This is a genomic window from Nitrospira calida, from assembly GCF_976986435.1.
Window position 1 is genome coordinate 1,418,357 of the sequence record NZ_OZ335950.1, and the last position, 25,157, is coordinate 1,443,513.

Genomic DNA, 25,157 nt, shown 5'->3' on the forward strand with positions numbered 1-25,157 from the left:
GGCAAGGTGAAGGCGTTAGTATCTCCGATGGAGATCAAGGCGGCCGCGCAAAACGGCAGAACCAAAACCTGGATCGACTATATCCAGAAAGATTTGCCGCAGCACCTTGACTGGTGGCCGTATACCCTGGGAGCGATTCCGCTCACCCTGTTCGGGCTTCTCGTCGCGACCGGCCTGATGCTGACGTTCTACTATGTACCCTCGCCGGAGCAGGCTTACGAAAGCGTCGAGCAGATCACGCACGAGATCTATCTCGGTTGGTTCGTCCGCGGTCTGCACAAGTTCTCGGTGGACCTGATGATCCTGTTCTTGCTCTTTCATGTGATTCGCGTCTTTCTGACGCGCGCCTACCGGACACCCGGCGAACTGAAATGGGTCACGGGCGCGCTGGTGTTGTTCGTGACCTTCGCGATGGGATTTACGGGGTACTCGCTGGTGTACGACAACGTCTCGTATTGGGGGATGACGGTCGTGACCAACATGCTGGGGACGCTGCCGATCGTCGGGACGCCGCTGCTCTATCTCCTGCGCGGCGGGGAAGAGGTGTCCGGCAACACGCTCTTGCGGCTTTACGACCTGCACACGAAACTCTTGCCCGTTTTGCTGGCCGGTCTCGTGTTGGGTCACGTGCTGGTGGTCCGACTTGTCGGTTTCGCCGAGGTAGAGGGAAGCCGGGGCTCCCACCCGTTCTACCCGGAACATACGTTGAAGATGGGCGCGATCGCCGCCGGATTGCTGGTCTTGATCGTCGATCTGGTCATGATCTTTCCTCCCACTCTCGGCCAGCCGGCCAATCCCCAGGAGGTCGCTTCGGACGTTTCTCCCCCGTGGTATTTCTCGGCGCCGTACATGTGGATCACGTTGCTGCCCGGTCCGGTCGCGCTCTGGAGCATGGTGGGCGGCGCCGCGGTGTTCGTTGGGTATCCGCTTCTCGATCGGGAATTGTCGAAACGAGGGTGGCCGATGGCGATCGTGAACGCAGTAGTCGGGGCCCTGGTCGTGGTCGCATTCGCCGCACTGATGATTCTGGATACAAGGATGTGAATGGGCGTCTGAGGCGAGGCGCTAGGCGAAAGGCGATCGGTTCGTTTGCACGAGCGTTACCTCTTGAAGGAGGATCCTGTGGACGAGACGGATAGCGAGCTGAGTCGATATCACGAACCCGCGCCGAACGGCAAACTCAATTTCACCCGCTATCTGATCGGCGGGCTGTGCTTAGTGTTGTTTCTCGCGCTGACCGGCGTCGGCTACGTTCAGGTGGAAGAGCGGCGGGGCGGCGGCCTGCGGCCGTTCATCTCGGCTGAGAACAAAAAATGCATCGACTGCCATCTAGCCAAGGACGTGTCGGTCGGCGGCATCAACGACTGGAAAGTCAGTGCGCACGCACCCAAGGGCATCGGCTGTGTGGAATGTCACCGGGCGGAACAAGGCGAGCCCGACGCCTTCGACCATTACGGCACCGTCGTGTCCACGCTCGTTACGCCCAAAGACTGTATGCGTTGCCATGACAAGGAGGCGCAGGAATTCGCGCGATCCCATCATGCCAAGGGCGCACAGTTCATCGGATCGCTGGACAATTTTCTGGGGAACGTCGTGGAAGGCCCGGAGGTGGGGACGACAGGCTGCGCCGGCTGTCACGGGAGCGTCGTCAAAGTCATGGAGAACGGCAAGCTCCATCCTTCCACCTGGCCCAATTCGGGGATCGGACGGGTGAATCCCGATGGGTCGAAAGGCACCTGTTCGGCCTGCCATGCTCGGCACAGTTTCTCGATCGCCCAGGCGAGACAGCCGGAAAGCTGCGGCCGTTGTCACATGGGGCCGGATCATCCGCAGATCGAGGCCTACTACGAAAGCAAACACGGGGTGCTCTTTACGGCGAACAAAGAGAAGATGAAGCTGAGCCTTCCCAAGGAGAAGTGGATTCCCGGACGGGACTATCTCTATCCAACTTGCGCGACGTGCCACATGAGCGCGACGCTCACGCAGGACACCACGCACGACGTGGGCGACCGCATCAGTTGGACCTTGCGACCGGTGGTCTCCACGCGACTCGAGCAACACGAGGAACGGCGCAAAGCCATGAGGCAGGTCTGTTCCTCGTGCCATAGCCCAGAGATCGTCGATCGCTTCTTTACCCAGATGGACAGCGGCATCACGCTGTACAACGAGAAGTTCGGCAAACCGGCCAAGGCGGCGATGGACCGGTTAAAGGAGTTGAACAAGATCACGCCGACTCCGTTCGACGAGGAGATCGAATGGGTGTTCTATGAGCTGTGGCATCACGAAGGCCGTCGCGCTCGGCACGGGCTTTCCAAGGTTGCGCCGGATTATGTCCATTGGCAAGGCTTCTACGAAGTGGCCAAGCATTTCTACACCAAGTTCCTTCCGATGGTGCGGGAACTTTCTCCAGATGTCGCCAAGGACCTGCTGGCCCAGGAAACCCACCGATGGGTCGAGAAGGGCATGACGAAGGAAGAAATCGCTCAGATGCTCGAGTTTTACGACAAGGAAATGCAGGGAAAACGCGGTGGCACGTAGAAAACAGCGGATTGTCGTCGAACCGCAGGGTGTTCCCTCTTCCCTCTTGAGCGGCTGACGGGATTGGAGTATGCTGGGGCTCCCATCAACAGGGCGAGGCAGCGGATATGCAGAAGTCTATGAAAGCCCGATTGGCTCGCGGCCTGTTTCTCGACCGTGACCTTGAACGGTTTCGCCAGCAGCTTGCGAAATTCCAGCCGTTTCTTTCCCGGAAAAAGTTGTTGGCCTCCCTTGACGAGTTTGATGCCACCACCGAGCAACTGATCAGCCTGGTCTTCGGCGAGGCATCCGATCAACTGGAAGCTTACCAGTACGCCAAGCTGGGTGAGGCGGCAAGCTTGGTCAATTTGCCCGAAGAGGCGCAGGAGGGAGGGGCGGAGGATATCTTTCGCGAAAGCCTTCAACAACGCAAGCGCGTCATCGAGAGCTGCATCTCGGAACTGGAGGAGCGAAAGGCGTCAGTGGCGTCCAGGAACGGGCGGACGAACGTATTGACCAGCGTGAAGGTGGCGGACTACATGTCGCACGACGTCCGCAGCGTCCATCGAGACGCGACGATCAAAGAGGCCGGGCGGCTGCTCCAAAAGTGGAGAGTCGGGTCCCTTTTGGTCGATGACGGCCTGCGCTACATCGGCATCATCACGGACACCGACCTCAGCCGGAAAGCAGTAGCGCGCGGCCTCGACCCCAATACCACCACTGTCAAACAGTGCATGAGCAAATCGATCGTCACGATCGAAGACACTGAGCCGATGACCGAAGCGATCCGCCTCATGAAGGAGAACGGCGTTCGACACTTACCGGTGACGGAGGACGGCACGATCATCGGCGTACTCTCGGTTTCCGATCTGCTGCGGGCCTATGACGAGTTGTCCGGGCTGGTGTTGGAAGGCGGGGCCGACGAGGACGGAGCGGTCCGCTCTTAGAGCGCGCCGAAGCGCCGCTCGAAAAACGCTCGGGTCTCGGCCATGTGGCGGGCGAGGTCGGAATGTAAATGGCTGGCTCCAGTCTGCCAGTCCTCGGTTGCATACCCAACCCGCCGGGCCAAGAAGACGAAGTCGTCTGACTCCGGTTCGGGCAATACCAAATCTTTCGCATTCCCCCGCACCATCCTCAGGCCATCGATCAGAGTCCTGAAGAACAGGTAGGCCTGGCGCAGGCGCAGACCGTCGTCGCGCGCGACCAATCCGGTTTCGACCAAGGCCGCCAGCGCCTCCATCGTGTTCGTGGTTCTCAACGCTGGATGCCGATGGCCGTACATCAGTTGCAGATACTGGACGGCGTACTCCACGTCGATCAACCCGCCCGGGCTGTACTTGACGTTGATACGTCCCGGCTCGACCAGCTCCTTCACCTGCTGCCGTCGCAGGTCGAGTGCGATCATCAGATCCCACGGCGCGCCGCTGTATACGTACGCGTCTCGGTGTGCTTCGACCCGCTTGCCCAAGTGTTCATCTCCGGCCACGTGGCGCAACTTGATCAGCGCCTGCCGTTCGAACGGGGCGGCCAACCCCGAAGGACTGTAATAGGTCCGTATTTCGTCGAGCGCGTTGGCCAGTGATCCTTTACTCCCGTGCGGCCGCAGGCGCACATCCAAATGGAAAATCCCCTCCTGCTTGGCCTCGATCCAGCGCAAGAGTTCCTGGACCAACCGTTCGAAGTACTCGCTGTTGTCCAGCGGTTGGCGGCCGTCGGTCCGTCCTGAGCCCTCGTACACAAAGAGCACTTCGATATCGGACGCATAGCCCAGCTCGCGGCCGCCGAATTTTCCCATCCCCAGCACGGTCATGGGACAACGGCGGCCATCAGCGAGCCTCGGCCGGCCGTGGAGACGTTCCAGTTTCGCTTGGCAGTCGACCACGCTTCGACTCACAACGGTTTCGGCCAACTGGGTGAGGGCCAGCGAAAAGTCGGCGAGACTTGTGGCGGGATCGAGGAGATGCTTCATATCGATCCGGAACAACTCTTCGTCCTTGAACTGATTCAGCGTGTGTTGCCGCTGCTCGTCGGTCTTGCAAGTCGCCAGCCGGCGGCTCAGGATCTTGTTCAATTCCTGTTTCGATTTGATGAGGGGCTCGACCTGATAGGCTTCCAGCATCGGCAGGAGATTGGTGTGTTGCCGGCGCAGAAAGTCCTCCCACAGGAAATCACTGGCGCCCAACAGGCGGGCAAGCAGCGGGAAAAACCTTTTGTCCTTGACGAAGGCAAGGCCCTTTCGACGTTTGGGGCCCTTGTCCTCTTTAAGGATCAAGTCCAGGAACTGATCGAAAGCCTCGATCGCTTTGGCAGGGTCCGGCGCCCAGGTGAGCGCGTGGGTGAACTGCTTGATCAACACCGCGGTGATCCGGAGATTCTGCTGTTCGTCCGGATCGACGATCTTCTGTCCGTAGCGATCTCGGACGTAGAAACGGTCATGAAGCTTCGGGCCGACGTTCTCGAACTGGGCCTTGGTGATGTAGACGTTCCGCATGGCCAGCGCGTTAGCGAACGCGTAGAGGAAGGCGGGTGTGTCGTCCGATCGGATGTCCATGATCGTGTCGGTCGCGGATTGGCTGTTGTCGAAGGTGATGTGCACAGGCTGCAGCAGACCAGAGAAAGTGCTCCGCTGTTTACCGAGCCGCTCCACCAATTGCCGGTTCACGTGGTGGCGCGCCTCTTCGAACTGCTGGGCATCCAGCAGGTGGATCATGCGGTTCAGTTCACCGGTGAAGCGGCGTTGCTCCGCCGGAGAAAACACGACTCCGGCCATCGGGCGCACACGGAAGAAATCGACAATCTTTTTCCGTGCGAGGCCCGGCCTGGCTTTGGGGCGGCGCGGGGGCCACGCCGATCGGGCGCGTGACGAAGGGGACGGCGCTACGTCTGTGAAGGTGTAGATACGCCCTTCCTGGATGTCGAGCCCAAAGGCGGACAGCAGTCCGCAGATCGTGGCGAATTCCGAAAAGTAGTCGTAGGCTACGACCACGACCTCAAACGACGGGCCATCCTTCGGTTGAATATGGATTTGGCAGGGATGGTCCGGATCCAGGCGCGCTGCAAGCCGGATGTGTTGCGCGATGTCGTCGGGCGAGAAGCGGGCGAAGTAGTCGGCATCCATGCGCGACACAAAATCGCGCAGGATGTCTTCCGCAACATCAGGGCACAGTGGCCTAAGCGCATCGAGACGTTCTTCGGTGGTCATCATGAAAAGTGTTTGGCTATCAGCTCTCAGTCATCAACCGCAATTCGTCCTTTCTCACCTCGTAAGCGAAGGGCGAGAAAAGGCATTCACGAACCGCTGACGGCTAACGCTGATAACCGACGTCCGATGGCTGAGAGCTGATGCCGACAGCCCGCTCGCGCTCAGTATACCCGAACGGCGGCTCGTTGTGCCTCCTCGTTCGCACCGGTATAATGCCGGCCGCAAGGTACGGACGATTTCGGGGTCCCGCATGCTGCACACGAAATCGCTAATGACTCGACCCACCGCGCGATCATCCGATCCGAGCGCGCTTCTGTTGGCGCCCAAACTCGATGCCGGCCAAGTTGCCACCCTTCTCAAGCCCTACGGGCTGGCCGATATCGCGCAGGCCGACGCCAACATCCAAGCGATGGCCGGAGAGCCTCGGACGCGGCATCTCTTGGCAAAGATGTTGGGCGATCTCCTCGAGTCCGTTGCGCAGACCGCCGATCCGGACCAAGCGCTGAATCGTTGGGAACGATTTCTCCAGACCGGCATCAACCGGGCGGCGCTGTTCGAATATTTGCATGGCTCGCCCCGTATGCTGCACCTGCTCTGTACGATTTTCGGCAACAGCGAGTCGCTGGCCCAGACGCTGATCCGAGATCCGCTCCTTGTCTATTGGCTGGTGGAAGAACAAGTCCTGACGAGACGCCCGACGCGCGCGTCTTTGGACCGAGCGCTGAGCCGGGCGTTGGCCAACCTGACAACATTCGAGCTCAAACTGGAAGCGCTTCGGCGGTTTCGGCGTCGGGAAATGTTGCGGATCGGCGTACGCGATTTGCTGGGGCTGGACGACGTGCCGGATACCGCCGCCGCGCTTTCCGATCTCGCAGCGGTGTTGATCCAGGCCGCATACGAAATCGTCGAGGCGGACCTTCGACGGCAGTGCGGAGTTCCGATGCACCGCGACGCCAAAGGACGGCTGGTTGAAACCGGATTTGCCGTGATCGGCATGGGCAAGCTCGGCGGGGGAGAACTCAACTACAGCTCCGACGTCGATCTGATTTTCGTGTATGCGTCGGATGCCGGCGGTACCCGAGAAGGTCGCCGGGAGATTTCCAACGAAGAGTATTTTGAACAGCTTGCGCGTCGGCTGACGCAGGCGCTCGCCGCTCCGACACGGGAAGGCCGTGTCTTTCGCGTGGATCTGAGACTTCGCGCGGAAGGATCGGTCGGGCGGTTGGCCAGGTCCTTGGAAGAGTATGCCAAGTACTACAGGACGCGGGGCGAAGTGTGGGAACGCCTTGCGCTGCTGAAGGCTTGGCCGATCGCGGGCTCCCGCGAGGTCGGTCGGGCCTTTCTGCGGCTGACGCGACCGTTCATCTTGAATGGTCCGCAACCGTCATCACGAGCTGCGGACGTCCAAACTATCCTGAAAGAAGTGCGGGCGGTGAAGGAACTGATCAACGGGAAAATGGCCGACCGCGGTCACGAACGGAGGAATGTCAAACTGGGCATCGGGGGGATTCGGGAGATCGAGTTTCTCGTGCAAACGATCCAGGTGATATGCGGAAAGGTTCTGCCGCGCGTGCTGGACCGTAGCACCCTAGGAGCGCTGGCTCGATTCCGAGAACTGGGATTGTTGTCGGCGGCGGAGCAGTCGGCGCTGGCGGAGGCCTATGTCTTTCTGCGCGACGTGGAGCACAAACTGCAGATGGTGCATGACCTCCAAACCCATGCGCTGCCCGACAGACCGGACGAATTGACGCAGTGCGCGATTCGGCTCGGCTACGCGGGCAGGGACCGGAAGACTGCCGCCGATCGCTTCACCGCAGACTATCGGCGCCATACGGAGCGGGTCAACTCTATCTTCCGTCGCTTCTTCTATGCCACGGGGCGTTCCCGTCTGTTGCAGGCGATCCTCCAAGCCAGGAAGCAGGCATGAAACGCGACGGGCCGAGCGGGAACTGCTCGGCCCGCCATCCAACGGTGATCGCGCTCAGCGAGAGCGCGTCAGCCAATCGTTCTCAGCTCAGTACATGTCGTGCATGTGACCGTGACCGGCGCCGGCCGGCTCTTTCTTCTCCTCCGGGATCTCCGTAACCATCACCTCGGTGGTCAGCATCAGAGCTGCCACGCTGGCCGCGTTCTGCAACGCGCAACGCGCGACCTTCGTCGGATCGATGATCCCCGCCTTGAGCATGTCGGTGTACTCTTCGGTTTGTGCATTGAAGCCGTATGCGGGGTTCGAGTTCTGTCTGACTTTTTCTACGACCACCGACCCTTCCACGCCGGCGTTTGCAGCGATCTGGCGGATGGGTTCTTCCAGCGCGCGCCGGACGATGTTGACGCCCACTTTCTGCTCGGGCGGCACATCCTTCAGCAAGGGATCCAGTGCCGGAATGCAGCGCAGATAGGCGACGCCGCCGCCGGGCACGATGCCTTCCTCGACGGCTGCCTTGGTCGCATGCAGTGCGTCTTCCACGCGGGCCTTTTTCTCCTTCATTTCGGTTTCGGTAGCCGCGCCGACGTTGATGACCGCCACGCCGCCTACAATCTTCGCCAGCCGCTCCTGCAGTTTCTCCCGATCGTAATCGGACGTCGTTTCTTCGATCTGAGACTTGATCTGCTTCACGCGGCCCTCGATCTTCTTCGGATCTCCGTACCCTTCCACGATCGTGGTGTTGTCCTTGTCGATCGTCACCCGCTTGGCCCGACCGAGATCCGTTAGCTTCACGTTTTCGAGTTTAATGCCGAGGTCTTCGGAGATCACCTGGCCTCCGGTCAGGATCGCAATATCCTCCAGCATGGCCTTGCGCCGGTCGCCAAAACCGGGGGCCTTCACCGCCGCCACGTTCAGCGTGCCGCGCAACTTATTCACGACCAAGGTGGCCAGAGCTTCGCCTTCCACTTCTTCGGCGATGATCAGCAGCGGCTTGCCCATCTTGGCGACCTGCTCCAGAATCGGCAACAGGTCCTTCATGCTGCTGATTTTCTTTTCGTTAATAAGGATGAGCGGCTCTTCGAGAACGGCTTCCATCCGCTCGGCGTTGGTGACGAAGTAGGGGGAGATATATCCGCGGTCGAACTGCATGCCTTCGACAACGTCCAGCGAAGTGGACATGGACTTGGCTTCCTCGACGGTGATGACGCCGTCCTTCCCTACCTTTTCCATGGCCTCGGCGATCAGGTCGCCGATCGTCTTGTCGTTGTTGGCTGAAATTGTGCCGACCTGCGAAATCTCGGTCTTGGTCTGGCAGGGTTTGCTGAGCTTCTTGAGTTCCTGCACCACCACTTCCACCGCTCGGTCGATGCCCCGCTTGATTTCCATCGGGTTGGCGCCTGCGGTAATGTTTTTGACGCCCTCACGGTAGATCGCCTGGGCAAGCACGGTGGCGGTCGTGGTGCCATCGCCGGCCGTGTCGCTGGTCTTGCTGGCAACCTCGCGAACAAGCTGGGCGCCCATATTTTCATATGGGTTCTTCAGCTCGATCTCTTTCGCGACGGTCACGCCGTCCTTGGTGATCGTAGGCGCGCCGAACTTCTTGTCCAGAATCGCGTTACGACCCTTGGGGCCGAGCGTCGCCTTCACGGCGTCGGCGAGCTGATTGACCCCTTTCAGGATCGCGGCCCGCGCCGCCTCACTGTACAGTAGTTGCTTTGCCATCGTGGATCCTCCCTCTGCGTCGTTATCATTGTGAATTGGCGGTCCATATAGGTAAATGTCACGTATGGACCATGGACCGGGCGCGACGGGACCACGCCCCCACCTCAGGTGTTGGTAAATACGCCCAGAATGTCCTCTTCTTTAATGATCAGGCATTCTTCGTCGTCGATCCGCAGCTTGCTTCCAGAATATTTGTCGAACAGGACCTGGTCGCCGACCTTCACGTTCTCAACCTTTTTCCCGACCGCCTGCACGATGCCGCGCTGGGGTTTCTCCTTGGCGGAGTCCGGCACATAAATACCGCCCGCTGTCCGTTCCATCTCCTCCGTATAGGTGATGAAGACGCGGTCCCCGAGCGGCTGGAAATTCTTCGCTACGGTCGAGGCTTTCTTTTCCTTGGTCTCCGTGGCCATACGAACATCCTCCTCCTGTTGGTTGTGGTTCCTACCGGGTCGCGACTGTTGCTTTGAAGCCAGTTGTGTGAGAAGCGGATTCCGCTCTTCGAAGAAGAGCGGACTGCTAGCAAAATTCGGTAAGAGAGATAGCGCCAGTCAAGGGCAAGTCAAGGGGCGGGGCAAGAATTTCTTCGCGAAAATGGGAGTGCATCACTCGGTGAATCTAAGTCGTTGAAATTTCAAAGAAATAGCGGCCATGAATACAAATTTTAATACACATAAAATGCATAAGACGTTAGGCCCGCAACCGATCGAAGTCTTTGACTTCTTTTTTGATATAGTCTCGGAGCCGCTTGATGATGCGGGCCTCCAGTTGCCGGGTTCGCTCTTTCGTGATCCCGTATTTGGCGCCGAGATCCTCCAGGGTTAGGGGAGTTTCTGATAGGACGCGGTTTCGCAGGATATCCTCTTCCCGTTCGTCCAGGGTCTTGATGAATTCAGCCAGTTTCCGCCGAAAAAGCGCCCGGAGCTCCGTATCGGCGATCCGTTCGTCCGCCGGCTGATCCTGAGAGGGCAGAATGTCCAGCAGTGTGCCGTCTTTGTCCTCGCCCAGCGGCTGATCCAGGGACAATTCCCAACTGCCCAGCCGTTGATCCATTTCAATGACGTCCCGTTCCCGGACGTTCAGGCGGTCAGCTAAGAGCTTGGCGTCCGGCACGAAGCCTTCTCGTTCCAGTTTGGCCTTTTCCTTCTTGAGATTGTAGAAGAGCTTGCGTTGGTCCTGGGTGGTGCCGACCTTCACAAGACGGAAGTTGTTGAGCAGGTAGCGAAGAATATAAGCACGGGCCCACCAAGCGGCATAGGCGTAGAAACGGACGTTTTTGCTCGGGTCGAATTTCTTGATTGCTTGCAGCAAGCCGACGTTGCCTTCCTGGATCAAATCCATATGATCTGCGCCGGTGTGGAGGTATTCGGCGGCGATAGCCACGGAGACCCGCAAATTGGAAAGGATCAGCTTGACGGCGGCCTCGCGGCTACCCATCACGCGGTATTCGTGAAAGAGTCGGAGTTCTTCTTCCTTGGTCAGATAGGGGTAGCGCCGGACTTCGGCCAGATACTGTTGCAGCGCCGTGACGGGGACCAGAGACGTGGTGTCGTCGCCGTGGTCGCGCTCCTGAGAGGAAGAGGCTTCGGCCCGCTCCGGGAAGACGCTTTCTTCTGCGAAGTCGCCGTCCGTCGGTTCCAGGTCCTCGGTTTCCCAGGTATTCTGCTGAATCTGCGGTTCGGATTCGCTCATCGAGTTCTAGATGCTCTCGTGGGCGCACGCGTGAAAAGTCATTATAAACGGAACGGAGTCGAAGCACAAAGTTCGACCGCGGGAGGCCGTCATGGCTATGAGTTCGCGCGCGGGTCATTGGATTTGCTAAGATGGCTTCTTAAGATGGCTTCTGAAGATACCGGAGATAGAAAAGGATATGCCGCCGTTCAAGCTCGAAGCGCCGTTTAAGCCGTGCGGGGATCAGGGTCAGGCGATTGAAAAACTGGCCGCCGGGGTGAAGGCCGGCAAGAAGCACCAGGTTTTGCTCGGCGTCACCGGCTCTGGCAAGACCTTCACGATGGCCAACCTGATCGAGCGGGTGCAGAAACCGACGCTTGTACTCGTCCATAACAAGACCCTGGCCGGACAGCTCTACCAAGAATTCAAACAATTTTTCCCGCACAACGCGGTAGAATATTTCATCAGTTACTACGACTACTATCAGCCGGAAGCCTACATTCCTCAGACCGACACCTACATCGCTAAGGACGCTTCCATCAACGACGCCATCGATCAGATGCGGCATGCGGCGACCACGGCGCTGTTACAGCGGAACGACGTGGTCATTGTGTCGTCCGTGTCGTGTATCTACGGCCTCGGCTCGCCGGAAGTTTATCACGGCATGCTGCTTTATCTCGAAGAAGGCATGGAGATCCGTCGCGAACGGATCCTATCCAAGCTGGTGGAAATTCAATACACTCGCAATGATGCAGACTTCCATCGAGGGACCTTCCGCGCGCGGGGCGATGTGATCGAGGTCTTCCCCGCTTCATCGGACGCCGCGTCGGTGCGCATCGAGTTGTTCGGCGATGTGGTGGACGCGATTCATGAGATCGATCCGCTCACCGGCAAGTCATTGGGCAGGTTGCCGAAAGTGCCGATCTATCCCAATACCCACTATTTGATCGCGCCGAACCGGTACGAACAGGCGCTGAAGGGAATTGAACAAGAGCTGGAAGAGCGGATCGCGTTCTTCAAGCGAGAGCGCAAACTGCTCGAAGCCCAGCGGATCGAGCAACGGACGCGCTTCGATTTGGAGATGATCCGGGCGATGGGCTATTGCCACGGGATCGAGAACTATTCGCGGCATCTGAGCGGCCGCGCGCCGGGTGAGCCGCCGCCGACGCTCCTGGACTATTTCCCCAAGGATTTTCTCCTCATCGTCGACGAATCGCATGCCACTATTCCGCAGGTGGGAGGCATGTACGAAGGCGACTACTCGCGCAAAAAGACGCTGGTGGACTACGGGTTTCGGTTGCCGTCGGCTATTGACAATCGGCCGCTGAAATTCGAGGAATTTGAACGGTGTCTCAATCAAGTCGTCTATGTGTCGGCGACACCCGGTCCGTACGAATTGGAGCAGGCCGGGCAGGAGGTGGTCGAGCAGATCATCCGACCGACCGGCCTGATGGATCCGGTCATCGAAGTGCGCCCTGCGAAAGGCCAGGTGGACGATTTGTTAGGTGAAGTGCGCACGGAGGTCGCCAAAGGCAACCGTGTGCTGGTCACGACGCTGACGAAGCGGATGGCCGAGGATCTGACTGAGTACTATCACGATCTCGGCGTCAAGGTGCGCTATCTGCATTCCGACATCAAAACGTTGGAGCGGGCGGAACTCGTGCGCGATCTGCGGCGCGGGGTGTTCGATGTGCTGGTGGGGATCAACCTCCTGCGTGAAGGGTTGGACATCCCAGAGGTCAGTCTGGTCGCGATCCTCGACGCGGATAAGGAGGGCTATCTGCGGTCGCACCGGTCGTTGATTCAGACCGCCGGGCGTGCGGCCCGGCATGTCGAGGGTCGCGTGATTCTGTACGGCGATACGGTCACGGAGTCCATGCGACTGGCGATCGAGGAGACCGCGCGGCGGCGGAGGATCCAAGCTGAGTACAACCGGGCGCACGGCATTACGCCGGAAAGCGTGAAGAAAAGTATTCCGACGGTGGAGTATGCGATGGCGCAGATGGACTACCTTTCACTCGATCTGGCCGCCGAATCCCAAGCCGTCTATCAGCAAGAGGAACGCGATGTCGAGCAGCTCATCCGACGCTTGGAAGCGGAGATGAAAGCGGCTGCCAAAGAATTGAAATTCGAGCGAGCGGCGGAACTGCGGAACCGGATTCGCGCGCTGAGAATGAAAGAACTCGAAGTCAAACTGTAGGGCTCAGATCTGCTTGTAGAGGTAAATGCCCAGGAAGATGCCCAGAAAGGTCAGCAGGTTCATTCTGATCGTGAAGCCCATCGTGATTTTAACCAGCACCAAATCCACCGTCACAGGCGGGTTAATGCCGGGAGTGAGCGCGGTCGAGAAAATATTTTGAATGGTTCCGTGCGGGGCCATGACGCGCAGCACCTCTCCGAGAATGCCGCCAAGCAATCCTCCGACGAGGATAAAGACCATCAGCACCCATGGTGACTTTCTCATTCCTCCCTCCTGACTTTGGGCTGCGTAGTCGCACGGAGCCGGTGGCTGGCACCATAACGAAACCCCTCAGGGAAGTCAACCAAATGGACCGCAGCTGACCGTGTATGCAGAGCGGGTTCCCTGCGAAGCGGGCGACGGCATGACCGCTGATCGTGCGCACGGACGATCCTGTATCTCGGTCGACGCCGGATCAGGTTGAATGAGCGGAAAGAAAGGGCCTGCCGACACCGGGAATGGCTTGACTTCTTTCCAGAGCGTTGTTTAGACTGCCCGATGCTCTTTTTTTAGATTTTCCGAGGTCATCGAAGCTCTGCCCCCCGTATCGCCCGAGTCGGTCGGTTAGAGGTGTTGGGTGTTGATTTGGTTATGTTGGACGCACTGAGTGAGAAACTCGACAAGATTCTCCGCAAGCTCCGTGGCCGTGGTGTCCTGACCGAACAGAACATCGCGGAGGCGCTGAAGGAGGTCCGGCTGGCGCTGCTTGAAGCGGATGTCAATTTTAAGATCGTCAAGGACTTTATCAATCGGGTCCGCGAGAAGGCGGTCGGGCGTGAAGTGTTGGAGAGTCTGACGCCTGGTCACCAGGTGGTGAAGATTGTCTGGGATGAACTGCGCGAGATGATGGGCCGTGAGAAGGCGGGTCTGAGCCTCGCTTCGAGTCCGCCGACGGTCGTGATGATGGTCGGGTTACAGGGATCGGGAAAGACCACGACCTGCGGCAAGTTGGCTCGACTGTTCACGCAGCAAGGCAAGCGGGTCCTGTTGGTTGCGGCCGATCCACGACGGCCTGCAGCTGGCGATCAATTGGCCAGCCTGGGCCGTGACCTTGGCGTCGAAGTCCATCGGTTCGACCGAGCGGACGCGGCTCCGGCGGACGTGGTGCGAATCTGCCGGGAAGGAGTCGAGCGTGGAAGAGACCAAGGCTACGACCTGGTCATTTTAGACACGGGCGGGCGGTTGCACATCGACGACGAATTGATGGCCGAACTGGCCGCGATCAAGCATGCGGTGAAGCCACACGAGGTATTGTTGGTGGCCGACGCGATGACCGGCCAGGATGCGGTGAACATGGCGAGCCGCTTCGATCGGCAGGTCGGGCTGACCGGTGTCATCCTGACGAAGGTCGAAGGAGACGCAAGGGGCGGCGCGGTACTGTCCATCCGCGCGGTGACCGGCAAACCGATCAAATTTCTCGGCGTGGGGGAGAAGCTGGATGCGCTGGAAGCGTTCCATCCAGACCGAATGGCTTCGCGCATTCTCGGTATGGGCGATGTCCTCTCGCTCGTCGAGAAGGCGCAGGAAGTCTACGCGCGTGAACAGGCGAAGACGGACGAGAAAAAGCCGGCCGGCGGTGGTTTTACGCTGGAGGATTTCCGCGAGCAACTCGGACAGGTGAAGCGAATCGGTTCGCTCGAGCAGATTCTCGGGATGTTGCCGGGCGGTCAACGGTTGAAAGCTTTGGCGCAGAACGGCTTGCCCGAACGCGAACTGAAGCGCGTGGTCGCGATGATTGATTCTATGACGCCTCGGGAGCGCCGCGACCATACCATTATCAACGGGAGCCGGAAAAAACGTATTGCCAGAGGCAGCGGGACCAGCGTGCAAGAGGTCAACCGCTTGCTGAAGCAGTTCCTGGCCGCGCGAAAAATGATGAAGGCGATAACCAGCGGTACTGGAAGCCGGCGGCACCTGGCGCAGTTGATGCGGTCGATGTGACCCTTTTCAGGAGTTCACAGCTTCTCGTTGTGAGCTGCTTCTTCGACGAAGGAGGATCCACGTGGCGGTTCATTTGCGATTGGCGAGAGCCGGACGACATAAGCGGCCGTTCTATCGAGTCGTGGCGGCGGATTCCCGGATGCCCAGAGACGGGCGTTTCCTGGAAATCTTAGGTACCTTCGATCCGTTGAAAAATCCGGCGTTGCCGGAGCTGAAGCCAGACCGGGTGCTCAAGTGGCTCAAGCAGGGTGCCCAGCCGACTGTCACGGTCCGGACTCTCCTCCGTCGCTCCGGAATCTGGCAGCAGTTTGAAAGCGAACGAGCTGCCGCCAAAAAGGCGTCTTAAGAGCGCGGTCAGCTGTCAACGATCGGTGGTCAGGCTATCAAATACCGAAGGGTTTGCCTCTGGGTTAGGTATATGAGCAATTCGTCGGATCTCGTCACTATCGGCAAGATTGAGAAACCGTTCGGTCTTTGCGGCGAAGTCCGCGTGCGGTCGTTGAGCGACATCCCCGGCCGGTTCGAAACGCTTCGCCGGGCAATCTTGCAGTCCCCGTCCGGACGAGTACTTACCACTGGTGTCAGACGTGTGCGAGCCGGAGGCGGCTCATATATTATCGGGTTCGAGGCGCTGACGACGCCGGAAGAGGCGGCGGCGTTTCGCGGAAGCCTGATTCAGGTCCCGAGGAGCGAGAGCCCAAGTTTGCCTGAGGGATGGTATTACGAACGCGACCTGATCGGCATGCAAGTAAAGACTGAACTGGGCGAATTTCTGGGAACGCTGGAGGAAGTGTGGGATTTGCCCGCGAACCATGTCTTTGTCGTCAGGGGGGAGGGCGGAGAGGTGCTGATTCCGGCGACGAAGGAGATTGTCGTGTCGGTGGATGTCGCCGGCCGAAGAATGACGATTCGTCCGGTCGAGGGACTGGTGGAGGATCAGAATGCGGTGTGACATTCTCACCTTGTTCCCTGAGATGGTCGCGCCCGTCCTCGACCACAGTATCCTCAAACGGGCCCAAGAGAAGGGTCTTTTGGAAGTCTGCATCCATAATATCCGTGACTATACGTTCGATCGGCACAAGGTCGCCGACGACGTGCCGTATGGAGGCGGCGCTGGCATGGTGATGAAGGCCGAGCCGATCTTTCGTGCCGTCGATGCACTCCGGGACCGATACGGCCGAGCCGTCGACGAAGGTCTCTCTCTTCGTCTGCTCATGCCTACGCCTCAGGGTCGACCGTTCACGCAGGACTACGCTCGAGATCTCGCCGGCGAGCGGCGCCGGCTCGTCTTCATCTGCGGCCATTATGAAGGCATCGACGAGCGGGTCCGTTTGGGATTGGACCCCGAAGAAGTGTCCATCGGAGATTACGTGCTGACCGGCGGGGAATTGCCGGCATTGGTCATCATCGATGCAGCGGCTAGGCTGGTGCCCGGGGTGTTAGGCGACCCGGAGTCCGCGATGCACGAGTCCTTCTCCGATGCATTGTTGGAGTATCCTCAGTACACGAGGCCGCCGGAGGTCCGCGGACTGACAGTGCCCGAGGTGTTGCTGTCCGGACATCACGAGGCGATCAGGGTTTGGCGGCGGCGCGAAGCGTTGCGGAGCACCTATATGAAACGTCCCGATTTGCTGCGGGACCGAGTCTTCAACGAAGAAGATCAACGATTGCTCGATGAAATCGTCCGCGAATGCGTCAAGACGGCGCCGGTGCGGTGCGGGGAGGAGGGATAGCGCCATGAATCGGTTGGAACGGATCCAACGATCGCTGATTAAGAAGACGGTGCCCAACTTTGAGATCGGGGATACCGTTCGCGTTCATGCGAAGGTCGTCGAGGGTGAAAAAGAACGCATCCAGGTCTTCGAGGGCGTGGTGATTGGCCGGAAAGGGTCGCTGAACAGCGAAACCTTCACAGTCCGGAAAATTTCATACGGAGTCGGAGTGGAACGGATTTTCCCGATTCATTCACCGGCCGTCACGCGTATCGATGTGGTCCGTCAGGGCAGGGTGCGGCGGGCGAAGCTGTATTACCTGCGGCACAAGAAGGGCAAGACGGCGAAAGTCGAAGAGCGGGAGTTTTCCGGGGAGTCCAAAGTTTCCGGAAGCGGAGCCCGTTCCGCCGCCTCCGTGGAAACCGCCGCCGAACCTGAACCGGCTGCGGCCGCCAAGGGCTGAAGCGTTCGGCCCGGCGGTTATCTTCGCGGCGCCGTTGCGGTTCCAGTGTTGCCGGTCTGGAGTATCCCTCAGTGGGCCCCACCGACGAATTCGAGGCGGAGGCTCGGCGATGCGGATATCGCTGCGTCGCGGGTCTGGATGAGGCCGGACGAGGACCGCTTGCCGGTCCAGTAGTGGCTGCCGCCGTCATCCTTCCCTTTCGGTGTCGGATTCCCGGTCTCAATGACTCCAAACAGATCGCTGCGTCCGAGCGGGAACGGCTGTGCGAGGAAATCCTCCTCCGCGCGGTCGGGGTCGGCGTCGGCACGGCTAGCGGTCAAGAAATCGACGCCCTGAACATTCTGGAGGCGACCCGGTTGGCTATGGCGCGCGCGGTCGCCACACTCGATCCGTCTCCGGATTTTCTCCTCATCGACGCTGTGGCGCTTCCGCTCGTGAGGCTGCCGCAGCGTCCGATCATCAAGGGCGACGGTTTATCCCTCTCCATCGCGGCGGCGTCGATCGTCGCCAAAGTGACCAGGGATCGTCTGATGGCCGACTTTCATCGGGCCTACCCGCAGTATAATTTTCTGGCCCACAAGGGCTATGGCACGTCAGAACATTTGCGGTTGCTTGCGGAGTATGGGCCGTGCGAGATCCATCGTCGGACGTTTCGTCCGGTTCAGGACTGTCTGGAAGGAAAGACCCCCGTTCTCCGCAGATGAGGATGTAAGGACGCATCGGGCGCGGGAGGCCGGCGGCTCTCGCGGATCGTGATGAACGACCGGCGTCGCAGCTTCGGCCAGTGGGCCGAATCGGAAGCCGAGCAATACTTGCGGCAAAAAGGATATCGTATCCTTGCCCGAAACGTCCGGTCGTCCGGCGGCGAAATCGATCTCGTGGCGCAGGACGGCCCTGTGTTGGTGTTCATCGAGGTCAAGGCTCGTCGAACTTCAGTCTTCGGAGGGGCGGCCTATGCGGTGCATGAGCGGAAGCAGACGCGCCTCGTGCGGCTGGCGGCGCAATATCTTGCTCAACACCGGTTGCGACAACCGGCCTGCCGGTTCGATGTCGTGCTCCTGCGGGACGGAGAACATGAAGACGGCCGGATTCAACACATCGAGAACGCGTTCGAGGTCCCTGGTGAGGATCTGCGATGGTGAGCCATTGGTTGCGGTCATCAGCTTTCAGCGCGGGACGGCCTTCGTGACGTCTTGCACTTAAAGCTGAACGTTGATGACTGAACGCTGACCATGATCCAGCTTTTCCACGTTTCCAAATACTATGACCGGCGGCCGGCACTTTCCAATGTCAGTCTTGCAATCGAGAAAGGCGAATTTGTGGTGCTGATGGGCGCCAGTGGGGCGGGGAAGTCGACCTTGTTGAAGCTGCTCATCGCGGCAGAGCGACCGGATGAAGGGCAGATTTTGGTGCAAGGCCGGAACGTGGCCAAGTTGAGACCTTCGGAGATTCCGTATTTGCGAAGGAGAATCGGGATTGTCTTTCAGGACTTCCGGTTGTTGCCCAAAAGAACGGTGTTTGAGAACGTGGCGCTGCCACTAATGGTGCAGGGCGCCGCGGGGGGCGAGATTCGGCGCAAGGTCGCGGAGGCGCTGAAAGCCGTCGGAGTGGATCACAAGAGGGAGCAGTTCCCCAGCAGCCTGTCGGCCGGAGAGCAGCAGCGCGCTTGTATCGCGCGCGCGATCGTCAACGGTCCGATCATTTTGTTGGCCGATGAGCCCACCGGCAACCTGGACCCGGAGTTGACAAGCGAGATCATCGAGCTGTTCAAGGTCATTAATGCACGAGGAACGACGGTCATGGTGGCGACCCACGATCCGCAGGTTATGGCGCAAGTCAACCGGCGGATCGTGACGCTGATGGAAGGCAAGCTGGTCGCGGACCAGCGGCTGGGATCATGAGGCGGGCGCTCTATTTCCTGAGAGAGGCCTTCGCCAATGTGCGGGTCAATCGAACGACCACCGTGGTTGCGGTGGCGACGACGGCCTTCACACTGGCCTGCGTCGGAGTGTTTCTACTGCTCTATGTCAACCTGCGCATCATCGCAGGCTTGCTCCAGGAAGACATCAGAGTAATGATCTATCTTGACGACGGTCTCACGGCGGAGACATTGGCCGAGATCGAACAACGGCTCAAAGTGGACCGGGCGGTGGCCTCGTTCACCTATGTATCGAAGGAGCAGGCCTTGACCGAGTTTCAGGCTCAGTTTCCGTCCGAATCCCATCTGCTGGAAGGGTTGGGGCAGAACCCGCTGCCGGCCTCCTATGAAATCACGCTGGCTCCGCAATTCCGCTCCTCGGACTCGGTGAGGCGGTGGGCGGAGCGCGTCCAGACGCTTCCCGGCGTCGCCCAGGTCGAATATAGCCGAGACTTGATTGAGACGCTCGCACATATCGTTCGCCATATCGAGCTGGCGGCCATCGCGGCGGGCGTCATTCTTTCCACCGCGTCCGTGACGATCATCGCCAACACGATTCGGTTGACGCTGTACACGCGCCGAGACGAGATCGAAATCCTCCGGCTGATCGGGGCTACGAGGGCGTTCATCCGCATTCCCTATCTTATGGAGGGGACCTTCCTAGGCGGCCTCGGCAGTGCGTTGTCCTTGGCGATCTTGAAAATGGGGTTCGAGTTCGTCCGTCACCAAATTGAATCGACGGGTCGCTTTTTGCGGATGGAATCCTGGTTGAGTTTCTTTCCCGTTCAGATCTGTCTGCTGCTCGTGCTGGCGGGCGCGCTGCTGGGATTCGTCGGCAGCTTCGTCTCGCTGTCGCGGTTCGGGGAGGCGCGCTCGTGAGGCTGCGCCCCGCAGTTCCCATCGCCGCCGCGTTTGCATGGACGGTGGTCGCCGCTCCGTCGTTGCCGGCGGACAAGGAGCGACACGATCCCATCACGCAAAAGATCGAACAAGAACGCAAGACCTTGGAGCAGCTTAAAGGCAAGATCGAGGAAAAGCGGAAACGGGCGGACGAAGCCGAGAAGCAGCGGGAGTCGATCCTGCAGAGCATCCAGACCCTTGATGAACGCCTGCTGCGCTATCGGCAGGAACGGCAGGAGATCGACCGCAAGCTCAAAAAAAAGGATCGGGAACTGGAAGAGCTCAACGCGCAGTTGACCAGCCTGCGGGCCAGGATCGATGCGCGGCGAGACGCCATTCTCGCCCGGCTCCGTGTACAATATACCGAAGGGCGGTTCGGGTATCTCAAGGCGTTGCTCGGCTCCGATTCCTACGGCGATTTTCAGCGCCGCTTTCAGTACCTGTCAGCCGTGTCCCGCCGGGAGTACGAGATGATGGAGACGTATCGCGCGGATGTCGCCCGCATCGAACAGGCGGAGCGTCAGCGCGCCGAGGCCCGGGCGGGGCTGGCCGCGTACAAAGCGAGCACGGAGCGCAAGCTGAAGGAGATTTGGGAACTGCAGAAGGAAAAGCGCGTGCTGCTGGCGAAGATCACGCAGCAGAAGGAGTCATACGATCGGGCGGTCGAGGAGCTGGAACGGTCGGCGGCCCGGGTAGACGGCCTTCTGCGGGAATTGGAGCAACGTCGTAAAGCGGCGGCGGCTCGTCCACCTGCCGCGGCGCCAGCCCCCCGGGGATTCAAGGGTGCCCTGCCCTGGCCCGCTGATGGTCAGGTCGTTTCGTTCTTCGGGCGGCAGAAGCACCCGACCTTCGAGACGTACATTCAACGGAAGGGGATTGAAATCCGAACCCTCGAGGGGAGTACGATTCGAGCAGTCATGGGCGGCACGGTCGCCTATGCTGACTGGTTGAAAGGGTACGGGCTTGTTATTATCCTAGACCATGCCAACGGATTTTTCTCGCTCTACGCCCACGCCTCCAAGATCCTGGTCGCGGTCGGCGAACGGGTTGAGGCGGGGCAGACGATCGGGGAGACTGGAGATACCGGAATGACGGGAGAGAATACGCTTTATTTTGAATTGCGCGAAGGAGCGGAACCTGTCGATCCGCTCCTGTGGTTGGCGAAACGACCGTAGCTTTCAAGGGAAAGGAACACATGACTATGGAACAGCAACTGCGGCGTCGATCTTGGTATCTGGGGCCAATGGTCGTGGTCGCACTCTTCATGGGTGTGCTGATCGGAAAAGGTTGGGAACGGACCGGCCACGCGACGGAGACCTACGAAGAGTTAAAGACCTTCTCCGAGGTGTTGACCCAGATTCAGAAACACTATGTTGAAGAAACGAAAGTCAAGGACTTGGTGCAGGGCGCTATCCGCGGCATGCTCGCCACGCTGGACCCACACTCGGCCTACATGACGCCCGAAATGTACAAGGAAATGCAGGTCGAGACTAAAGGCGAGTTCGGCGGAGTCGGTATCCAGATCGGGGTAAAAGACAATCGCTTGGCGGTGATCGCGCCAATCGAAGGGACTCCCGCTTATCGGGCCGGCATTAAGGCGGGCGATTTCATCACCAAGGTCAACGACGAGCCGACCAAGGATCTGACGCTGATGGATGCCGTGCAGAAGATGCGCGGGCCCAAGGGGACCAAAGTCAGCTTGACGATCCAACGCGACGGTGTTCAGGACCCGCTAGTGTTCACGTTGGTCCGGGATATCATTAAAATTGAAAGCGTCAAATCCAAGGTTATTGACAACAACATCGGCTATATCCGCCTGACGCAATTTCAGGAGTCGACGGCGAAAGACCTGAGCCGTGTCCTCAAACAGTTCCGGGAGCAGAAGATCCAGTCCACCATTCTCGATCTGCGGAACAACCCCGGGGGATTGTTGACCGCGGCTGTGGATGTCTCCGAACAGTTCGTGGGCAATGGCAAGTTGATCGTCTATATTAAGGGTCGTGATGGCCGCAAGGATGAGTATTTTTCCCGGACCAAGGAACCGCTCGACGACTCTCCGATGATCGTGCTCGTGAATGAGGGCTCAGCTAGCGCCTCGGAGATCGTGGCCGGCGCGCTCCAGGACTGGGGACGGGCGGTCGTCGTGGGAACCACCACGTTCGGCAAGGGGTCGGTTCAGACCATTCTGCCGCTGGGGGACGGATCGGGGTTGCGGCTCACCACCGCGAAGTACTATACGCCGAAGGGCCGGTCCATCCAGTCGACCGGAATTACGCCCGATATCATCGTGAAGCCGCAGCCGACGACGGTGGCCAAGGCCACCGAGAAGGAGGAGGCGAATCCAAAAGCGAAACCTTCGACGGGGAAGGAATCGTCGTCCCAGTCCAAGACGCCCGACGATCCAACGCGCAAGAATGGTGCGGGCGGGTCGAACACCGGTCAAGACCCCAGTGCGGAGGCTTCCTTGGAGGATGATGTGCAGCTCCAAAAGGCTGTCGAACTGCTCAAGACTTGGAAGATCTTCAAAGAGCTGCGGCCTTCAACCTGAGACAGGCACAATGTCCAGGCTGCGGCCGGATCAGTTCCGTCGGCGCGCCCGAATAGCGTTCAGCAATGCTTCTTCCGGCACGGTCAGCCCGGGAAGGGTGCGCAACAGATGGGATCGGACCAAGGCTTCGAGATCAGCCAACGTTCGAATTCCGAGACGGAAATAGAGATAGCTGACCGTCGACTCCGACAGTCCAGGCAACGTGGCCCAATCGGCGACTTCGTCCGGCAGAGGGGTTTTCAAGTCCTCATATGACCGGAGTGTGCCGGTGGCGAGGTACTCCTGGATCTTGGCTCTTAGGTCTCGTCCGATCCCCGGAATCTCTTCCAACTCTCCCCGCTGCGCGATGTCCGCGATGTCTTCTTGGAGAGCAGCGATCAATTCAGCCGCGCGCCGGTAAGCCCGGACTCGATACGGGTTCGCCCGTTGCGTGGCCAGCAGGTCGGCGATCGAGTGGAACAGCGAGGCAAGGCGGCGATTGTGCTCCGACATGGTGAGACTCTCTTCGCGCGTCTATGTCTGAGGTCCGACTCGAAGGCCGTAGCCGTCTCTATCCTAGATGATCGATGTTCGCGCTTCCAGCGGATCCCCCCGTTTGTTGACAAGCGGTTTGCGCGTCACCTAGGATTACGCGACGACCCATGACGGACGGAGACATCGAAATCCGGGTGAACGGCGAGTTGCGCAGGGCGAAAGCCGGACACACGGTGGCCGACTTGCTGCGCGAACTCGCCATTAGGCCGGATCGGGTGGCGGTCGAAGTGAACCTCGAGATTGTGGACAGGCAGGAGTTCGGGCACCGCGGGTTGCAACACGGCGATCGTGTGGAAATCATCAGCTTCATCGGAGGCGGGTAAGAGAGCCGGGTCGCTAAAACATCGCTTGGGAGCGCGTACAATGACGGACGATCGCCTCATAATTGCCGGCCGAGAATTCAAGTCACGACTCTGGGTCGGAACCGGGAAATACAAAGACTTCGTCGAAACGCAGAAGGCCATCGAGGCGTCCGGAGCCGACGTGGTGACGGTCGCGGTGCGACGGGTCAATATCACCGACCGATCGAAGGAAAACCTGCTGGACTATCTGGACCCGAAAAAATACACGATCCTTCCGAACACGGCCGGCTGTTATACGGTCGAGGAGGCGGTGCGCTACGCCCGTTTGGCCAGAGCCGCCGGAGTGTCCGACCTGGTGAAGTTGGAGGTGATCGGAGACGAACGGACGCTGTTTCCTGACACGGCTGGTTTGATCGAAGCGGCCAAGATTCTCATCCGAGAAGGATTCATTGTATTGCCCTATACCAACGATGATCCGGTCGTAGCCAAAAAGCTGGTGGACATCGGGTGTCCCGCTGTCATGCCGCTCGCCGCGCCGATCGGGTCCGGGCTTGGCATCAGGAATCCCTACAATCTCAAGATCATCCTGGAGACGGTGAAAGTTCCCGTGATCGTCGACGCCGGGGTCGGGACGGCGTCGGACGCCGCCTTGGCGATGGAATACGGCGCCGATGCGGTGTTGATGAACACGGCGATCGCCGGGGCCAAAGATCCCATCGCGATGGCTGAAGCGATGAAATACGCCGTTCACGCTGGGCGTCTGGCCTATAAAGCTGGCCGGATCCCCAGGAAGCTGTACGCCACGGCCAGCAGCCCGATCGAGGGCATGCTCTGAAGAAGTGTTGAGTCCCGAACCCCGCGCTCAACACTTAGGTTTCATGCCTTCCGTTGATTTCCGCCTTTACTTGGTCACCGACCGTTTGCGCACCGGCGGCCGTCCTCTGGTTCCTCTGCTGCATCAGGCCATTGACGCTGGAGTATCCGCGGTTCAATTGCGGGAACGGGATCTCGATACACGCGCGCTTCTCGGGCTCGCGCAAGAAATCCAAATGCTTGCTCGAGAGCGGAGGGCGAAATTGCTCATCAACGACCGCATCGATCTGGTGTGTGCGGTGGGAGCCGCGGGCGTGCATCTACGGGCTAGCAGCCTGCCGGTGGCCGCCGCGCGCCGGATACTGGGACCGGACCGGCTGATCGGTGTCTCGACGCATTCCGCCGACGAAGTGGCGCGGGCCGAGGCCGATGGAGCCGACTTCGCCGTGCTCGGTCCGATCTATGACACGCCGTCGAAGCGCGAGTACGGCCCACCGATCGGGATCGGAACGCTCGAGGAGGCCTGCCGCCGCTGTCGGATTCCGATCTTTGCGATCGGCGGCATCACGCCGCCTCGCGCGTCCGAGGTCCGGCGAGCCGGCGCGTTCGGCGTCGCCGTGATTTCGGCCGTCCTCGCCGCCGAAGATGTGAGTGATGCCGTCCGTCGACTCATGAGCGCTGTGACTTCTTCGGCGTGAAGGCGGATGGTGAATGCGACCGCGGCCATGACGCGAAGCGGGTAAGGCTC

The 25,157-nt window shown here is 59.6% G+C and carries 24 protein-coding genes and 1 pseudogene; 19 read left to right on the top strand and 6 right to left on the bottom strand.

What is annotated here, in order from left to right:
• Positions 1 to 6: 6 nt before the first annotated feature.
• The 3 genes from ACWHTU_RS07050 (at position 7) to ACWHTU_RS07060 (ending at position 3,464) form a co-directional block, all read left to right on the top strand.
• Complete coding sequence (locus ACWHTU_RS07050) at positions 7 to 1,044, top strand: cytochrome b (protein WP_447862742.1); 1,038 nt, start codon at positions 7 to 9, stop codon at positions 1,042 to 1,044.
• 78 nt (positions 1,045 to 1,122) lie between these two features.
• Positions 1,123 to 2,538: a multiheme c-type cytochrome gene (locus tag ACWHTU_RS07055; protein WP_447862743.1), complete on the top strand. Its 1,416-nt coding sequence runs from the start codon at positions 1,123 to 1,125 to the stop codon at positions 2,536 to 2,538.
• 119 nt (positions 2,539 to 2,657) lie between these two features.
• Positions 2,658 to 3,464, top strand: coding sequence for a CBS domain-containing protein (locus ACWHTU_RS07060; RefSeq protein ID WP_447862745.1), 807 nt, complete (start codon positions 2,658 to 2,660; stop codon positions 3,462 to 3,464).
• On the opposite strand, the gene ACWHTU_RS07065 is transcribed toward ACWHTU_RS07060, so the two are convergent.
• Entirely contained in the window at positions 3,461 to 5,722 is a 2,262-nt protein-coding gene (locus tag ACWHTU_RS07065; RefSeq protein WP_447862746.1) for a [protein-PII] uridylyltransferase family protein, read from the bottom strand. The genes ACWHTU_RS07060 and ACWHTU_RS07065 overlap by 4 nt on opposite strands.
• A gap of 268 nt (positions 5,723 to 5,990) precedes the next feature.
• On the opposite strand from ACWHTU_RS07065, the gene ACWHTU_RS07070 reads away from it, so the two are divergent.
• Positions 5,991 to 7,646 carry a [protein-PII] uridylyltransferase family protein gene (locus ACWHTU_RS07070; protein WP_447862747.1) on the top strand — a complete coding sequence of 552 codons (1,656 nt, stop codon included), beginning with the start codon at positions 5,991 to 5,993 and terminating at the stop codon, positions 7,644 to 7,646.
• 87 nt (positions 7,647 to 7,733) lie between these two features.
• Here ACWHTU_RS07070 and groL read toward each other — a convergent pair whose 3' ends face one another.
• The 3 genes from groL to ACWHTU_RS07085 all read right to left on the bottom strand — a co-directional run bounded on the left by groL (position 7,734) and on the right by ACWHTU_RS07085 (position 11,060).
• Positions 7,734 to 9,368, bottom strand: a complete 1,635-nt coding sequence (groL, locus tag ACWHTU_RS07075; protein WP_447862749.1) for a chaperonin GroEL — start codon at positions 9,366 to 9,368, stop codon at positions 7,734 to 7,736.
• A 104-nt stretch (positions 9,369 to 9,472) separates the two neighbouring features.
• Positions 9,473 to 9,781 (bottom strand): co-chaperone GroES, encoded by a 309-nt coding sequence (gene groES / locus ACWHTU_RS07080; protein ID WP_447862751.1) that lies wholly within the window; start codon positions 9,779 to 9,781, stop codon positions 9,473 to 9,475.
• Between the two features lie 277 nt (positions 9,782 to 10,058).
• Positions 10,059 to 11,060 carry an RNA polymerase factor sigma-32 gene (locus tag ACWHTU_RS07085; protein WP_447862753.1) on the bottom strand — a complete coding sequence of 334 codons (1,002 nt, stop codon included), beginning with the start codon at positions 11,058 to 11,060 and terminating at the stop codon, positions 10,059 to 10,061.
• 178 nt (positions 11,061 to 11,238) lie between these two features.
• Here ACWHTU_RS07085 and uvrB point away from each other — a divergent pair, with 178 nt between their 5' ends.
• Positions 11,239 to 13,239 (top strand): excinuclease ABC subunit UvrB, encoded by a 2,001-nt coding sequence (uvrB, locus tag ACWHTU_RS07090; RefSeq protein WP_447862754.1) that lies wholly within the window; start codon positions 11,239 to 11,241, stop codon positions 13,237 to 13,239.
• Positions 13,240 to 13,242: 3 nt separating this feature from the next.
• On the opposite strand, the gene ACWHTU_RS07095 is transcribed toward uvrB, so the two are convergent.
• Entirely contained in the window at positions 13,243 to 13,503 is a 261-nt protein-coding gene (locus tag ACWHTU_RS07095) for a DUF4321 domain-containing protein (protein WP_447862756.1), read from the bottom strand.
• Positions 13,504 to 13,869: 366 nt separating this feature from the next.
• Between ACWHTU_RS07095 and ffh the strand changes: the two genes are divergently transcribed.
• From ffh to ACWHTU_RS07150, 11 genes and pseudogenes are all read left to right on the top strand, one after another.
• Positions 13,870 to 15,219, top strand: a complete 1,350-nt coding sequence (gene ffh / locus ACWHTU_RS07100) for a signal recognition particle protein (protein ID WP_447862757.1) — start codon at positions 13,870 to 13,872, stop codon at positions 15,217 to 15,219.
• A gap of 61 nt (positions 15,220 to 15,280) precedes the next feature.
• Positions 15,281 to 15,565, top strand: coding sequence for a 30S ribosomal protein S16 (rpsP, locus tag ACWHTU_RS07105; RefSeq protein WP_447862758.1), 285 nt, complete (start codon positions 15,281 to 15,283; stop codon positions 15,563 to 15,565).
• Between the two features lie 72 nt (positions 15,566 to 15,637).
• Positions 15,638 to 16,171 carry a ribosome maturation factor RimM gene (rimM, locus tag ACWHTU_RS07110; RefSeq protein ID WP_447862760.1) on the top strand — a complete coding sequence of 178 codons (534 nt, stop codon included), beginning with the start codon at positions 15,638 to 15,640 and terminating at the stop codon, positions 16,169 to 16,171.
• Positions 16,161 to 16,952: a tRNA (guanosine(37)-N1)-methyltransferase TrmD gene (gene trmD, locus ACWHTU_RS07115; RefSeq protein WP_447862761.1), complete on the top strand. Its 792-nt coding sequence runs from the start codon at positions 16,161 to 16,163 to the stop codon at positions 16,950 to 16,952. Before rimM ends, trmD begins: the two co-directional genes overlap by 11 nt.
• A 4-nt stretch (positions 16,953 to 16,956) precedes the next feature.
• Positions 16,957 to 17,301, top strand: a pseudogene (gene rplS / locus ACWHTU_RS07120) (50S ribosomal protein L19); the annotation flags it as partial.
• 164 nt (positions 17,302 to 17,465) lie between these two features.
• Complete coding sequence (locus ACWHTU_RS07125; protein ID WP_447862763.1) at positions 17,466 to 18,098, top strand: ribonuclease HII; 633 nt, start codon at positions 17,466 to 17,468, stop codon at positions 18,096 to 18,098.
• Positions 18,099 to 18,149: 51 nt separating this feature from the next.
• Positions 18,150 to 18,536 (top strand): YraN family protein, encoded by a 387-nt coding sequence (locus ACWHTU_RS07130; protein ID WP_447862764.1) that lies wholly within the window; start codon positions 18,150 to 18,152, stop codon positions 18,534 to 18,536.
• 90 nt (positions 18,537 to 18,626) lie between these two features.
• The gene (ftsE, locus tag ACWHTU_RS07135) at positions 18,627 to 19,295 is read left to right on the top strand and encodes a cell division ATP-binding protein FtsE (RefSeq protein ID WP_447862766.1); all 669 of its coding nucleotides are present in this window, start codon (positions 18,627 to 18,629) and stop codon (positions 19,293 to 19,295) included.
• Entirely contained in the window at positions 19,292 to 20,191 is a 900-nt protein-coding gene (ftsX, locus tag ACWHTU_RS07140) for a permease-like cell division protein FtsX (protein WP_447862767.1), read from the top strand. Before ftsE ends, ftsX begins: the two co-directional genes overlap by 4 nt.
• Positions 20,188 to 21,387 (top strand): murein hydrolase activator EnvC family protein, encoded by a 1,200-nt coding sequence (locus ACWHTU_RS07145; RefSeq protein WP_447862769.1) that lies wholly within the window; start codon positions 20,188 to 20,190, stop codon positions 21,385 to 21,387. The genes ftsX and ACWHTU_RS07145 overlap by 4 nt, the downstream gene beginning before the upstream one ends.
• Before the next feature lie 26 nt (positions 21,388 to 21,413).
• On the top strand, positions 21,414 to 22,760 hold the full coding sequence (locus tag ACWHTU_RS07150) for a S41 family peptidase (protein ID WP_447862771.1): 1,347 nt from the start codon (positions 21,414 to 21,416) through the stop codon (positions 22,758 to 22,760).
• A 30-nt stretch (positions 22,761 to 22,790) separates the two neighbouring features.
• Here the strand turns inward: ACWHTU_RS07150 and ACWHTU_RS07155 are convergent, their stop codons facing one another.
• Complete coding sequence (locus tag ACWHTU_RS07155; protein WP_447862772.1) at positions 22,791 to 23,252, bottom strand: histidinol-phosphatase; 462 nt, start codon at positions 23,250 to 23,252, stop codon at positions 22,791 to 22,793.
• 149 nt (positions 23,253 to 23,401) lie between these two features.
• On the opposite strand from ACWHTU_RS07155, the gene thiS reads away from it, so the two are divergent.
• Genes thiS through thiE form a run of 3 tightly spaced genes read left to right on the top strand, consistent with a single transcriptional unit; the run spans position 23,402 to position 25,107 of the window.
• Positions 23,402 to 23,617, top strand: coding sequence for a sulfur carrier protein ThiS (thiS, locus tag ACWHTU_RS07160; RefSeq protein WP_447862773.1), 216 nt, complete (start codon positions 23,402 to 23,404; stop codon positions 23,615 to 23,617).
• Positions 23,618 to 23,657: 40 nt separating this feature from the next.
• Positions 23,658 to 24,431 carry a thiazole synthase gene (locus ACWHTU_RS07165; protein WP_447862774.1) on the top strand — a complete coding sequence of 258 codons (774 nt, stop codon included), beginning with the start codon at positions 23,658 to 23,660 and terminating at the stop codon, positions 24,429 to 24,431.
• Positions 24,432 to 24,474: 43 nt separating this feature from the next.
• Positions 24,475 to 25,107 (top strand): thiamine phosphate synthase, encoded by a 633-nt coding sequence (thiE, locus tag ACWHTU_RS07170; protein WP_447862775.1) that lies wholly within the window; start codon positions 24,475 to 24,477, stop codon positions 25,105 to 25,107.
• Positions 25,108 to 25,157: the final 50 nt, after the last annotated feature.

Excerpts from the sequence above, each read along its gene's own strand:
- ACWHTU_RS07155 (WP_447862772.1), bottom strand. The coding sequence starts at position 23,252 with ATGTCGGAGCACAATCGCCGCCTTGCCTCGCTGTTCCACTCGATCGCC.
- ftsX (WP_447862767.1), top strand. The coding sequence starts at position 19,292 with ATGAGGCGGGCGCTCTATTTCCTGAGAGAGGCCTTCGCCAATGTGCGG.
- ACWHTU_RS07095 (WP_447862756.1), bottom strand. The coding sequence starts at position 13,503 with ATGAGAAAGTCACCATGGGTGCTGATGGTCTTTATCCTCGTCGGAGGA.
- ffh (WP_447862757.1), top strand. The coding sequence starts at position 13,870 with ATGTTGGACGCACTGAGTGAGAAACTCGACAAGATTCTCCGCAAGCTC.
- ACWHTU_RS07150 (WP_447862771.1), top strand. The coding sequence starts at position 21,414 with ATGGAACAGCAACTGCGGCGTCGATCTTGGTATCTGGGGCCAATGGTC.
- thiE (WP_447862775.1), top strand. The coding sequence starts at position 24,475 with ATGCCTTCCGTTGATTTCCGCCTTTACTTGGTCACCGACCGTTTGCGC.
- ACWHTU_RS07070 (WP_447862747.1), top strand. The coding sequence starts at position 5,991 with ATGACTCGACCCACCGCGCGATCATCCGATCCGAGCGCGCTTCTGTTG.
- uvrB (WP_447862754.1), top strand. The coding sequence starts at position 11,239 with ATGCCGCCGTTCAAGCTCGAAGCGCCGTTTAAGCCGTGCGGGGATCAG.
- ACWHTU_RS07165 (WP_447862774.1), top strand. The coding sequence starts at position 23,658 with ATGACGGACGATCGCCTCATAATTGCCGGCCGAGAATTCAAGTCACGA.
- groL (WP_447862749.1), bottom strand. The coding sequence starts at position 9,368 with ATGGCAAAGCAACTACTGTACAGTGAGGCGGCGCGGGCCGCGATCCTG.
- ACWHTU_RS07085 (WP_447862753.1), bottom strand. The coding sequence starts at position 11,060 with ATGAGCGAATCCGAACCGCAGATTCAGCAGAATACCTGGGAAACCGAG.
- ACWHTU_RS07130 (WP_447862764.1), top strand. The coding sequence starts at position 18,150 with ATGAACGACCGGCGTCGCAGCTTCGGCCAGTGGGCCGAATCGGAAGCC.
- ftsE (WP_447862766.1), top strand. The coding sequence starts at position 18,627 with ATGATCCAGCTTTTCCACGTTTCCAAATACTATGACCGGCGGCCGGCA.
- trmD (WP_447862761.1), top strand. The coding sequence starts at position 16,161 with ATGCGGTGTGACATTCTCACCTTGTTCCCTGAGATGGTCGCGCCCGTC.
- rimM (WP_447862760.1), top strand. The coding sequence starts at position 15,638 with ATGAGCAATTCGTCGGATCTCGTCACTATCGGCAAGATTGAGAAACCG.
- ACWHTU_RS07060 (WP_447862745.1), top strand. The coding sequence starts at position 2,658 with ATGAAAGCCCGATTGGCTCGCGGCCTGTTTCTCGACCGTGACCTTGAA.
- groES (WP_447862751.1), bottom strand. The coding sequence starts at position 9,781 with ATGGCCACGGAGACCAAGGAAAAGAAAGCCTCGACCGTAGCGAAGAAT.
- thiS (WP_447862773.1), top strand. The coding sequence starts at position 23,402 with ATGACGGACGGAGACATCGAAATCCGGGTGAACGGCGAGTTGCGCAGG.
- ACWHTU_RS07065 (WP_447862746.1), bottom strand. The coding sequence starts at position 5,722 with ATGATGACCACCGAAGAACGTCTCGATGCGCTTAGGCCACTGTGCCCT.